General features: G+C 62.4%; 2 protein-coding genes and 1 pseudogene. 2 read left to right on the top strand and 1 reads right to left on the bottom strand.

Annotated features, from left to right (window positions below; all coding sequences use genetic code 11):
• On the top strand, positions 1 to 345 hold a 345-nt coding region (locus EN994_RS31220; RefSeq protein ID WP_127308140.1), incomplete at its 5' end, for an ABC transporter permease subunit.
• Positions 342 to 1,142 carry an ABC transporter permease gene (locus tag EN994_RS31215; RefSeq protein ID WP_063167571.1) on the top strand — a complete coding sequence of 267 codons (801 nt, stop codon included), beginning with the start codon at positions 342 to 344 and terminating at the stop codon, positions 1,140 to 1,142. The genes EN994_RS31220 and EN994_RS31215, both read left to right, overlap by 4 nt.
• Before the next feature lie 91 nt (positions 1,143 to 1,233).
• Here EN994_RS31215 and EN994_RS31210 read toward each other — a convergent pair.
• A pseudogene (locus EN994_RS31210) lies at positions 1,234 to 1,446 on the bottom strand (amino acid ABC transporter substrate-binding protein); the annotation flags it as partial.

The raw sequence follows: 1,446 nt of genomic DNA, 5'->3' as shown, positions 1-1,446 counted from the left end.
ATCTTCCTGTCGCTGGAGCGGATTCCGCAGGTGCTGCTGCGCGCATCCGACGATCTCGGCGCGAGCGGCTTGCAGACCTTCCTGCGCATCACCTTGCCGCTCAGCCTGCCCGGCGTCGCTTCGGCGGCGAGCTTCGTCTTCGTGCTGGCGATCGGCGATTTCCTGACGCCGCAAATGGTCGGCGGCATCAGCGGCTTCACCTTCGGCCGCATCCTCTACAGCCAGTTCGGCACGGCCTATAACTGGCCGTTCGGCGCGGCGCTGTCGGTGGCGCTGGCCGTCGTGGTGATCGCCGCAATCCTCGTCGGCGAACGCTTTGGCCGCAACCCGGGGACTTCGGTATGAGCGCCCTGCCCCGACTGTCCACGATCTTTCTGGCCGTGATCACGACACTGGTTGCGGTGCTGCTCTACAGCCCACTGTTCGTGCCGATCGTGTCGTCGTTCTTCACCATTTCGCATGGCTCCGTCGACTGGTCGTCGCCGACCCTGTCGACCTATGTGGCGCTGGCTGAAAACCACGACATATTGGTCGCTCTGCGCACGACGCTGATCGTCGGCGTCTGCACCGTCATCCTGTCGGTGGTCAGCGGAACGCTGCTGGCGCTCTATTATCATGGGCGCCGTTCCGGACGCTCGCTGCTGCAGTTCATCATCTTCCTGCCGTTCCTGATGCCGCCGATCATCAGCGGCCTGGCGCTGCTGATCTTCTTCCGCGAGATCGGCCTCGAACGCTCGCTGCTGACGGTCGTTATCGGCCATACGGTTTTCGTGTTGGCGATAGTCTACCGCACGGTACTGATGCGGCTGCAGTCGATGAGCCGCACGCTGGTTGAAGCGTCCTACGATCTCGGTGCCACGGGCTGGCAGACCTTCTGGCGCATCATCCTGCCGAACCTGTCGAGCGCCATGGTCGGCGGCGCCATCCTGGCCTTCGCCCTGTCATTCGACGAGACCATGATCACCATCCTGGTCACTGGCACGCAAAGCACGCTGCCGGTCAGGCTGTGGGCGATGATGCGGCTTGGCTTCTCACCCGATATCAATGCGCTGGTGGCGCTGATCCTGATGTTCACCGTGCTGCTCTGCGTGCTCGCCGCCCGCTTTCTCATCCCCAGGCAAGTTGCGACGGAACGGACGTGAGTGCCGGGCAAGAGCGCCGCAATGAGGCAACCATATTCTTGGCCCGGCATCGATGCTGACATAATCGATGCCGGACCAAACGGAATGATGCTTACTGAAGCTTGGCCTGCAAGGCGTTGACATCGTCGGTGGTCATTTCACCGTCCGTCGCTACCTTGCCGTCGACGATCTTCCACAGCCGGAACGGGCCTGTGATGTCGCCATATTTATCGAAGGCGACCGGGCCGATGACGCCTTCGTAGCGGATCGGCTTGCCGTCCTTGATCAGGCCGAGCGCCTTGGCGAACTCTTCCTTGCCAGCAAA

The sequence above is a fragment of the Mesorhizobium sp. M7A.F.Ca.CA.002.09.1.1 genome (genome assembly GCF_003998555.1).
GTDB classification, from domain to species: Bacteria; Pseudomonadota; Alphaproteobacteria; order Rhizobiales; family Rhizobiaceae; genus Mesorhizobium; species Mesorhizobium ciceri.
The sequence above is the reverse complement of the archived record's forward strand: the minus strand, read 5'-3'. Positions and strand labels throughout refer to the sequence as shown.

Bases quoted from the DNA above. Each gene is read 5' to 3' on its own strand.
- EN994_RS31215 (WP_063167571.1), top strand. From the start codon at position 342: ATGAGCGCCCTGCCCCGACTGTCCACGATCTTTCTGGCCGTGATCACG.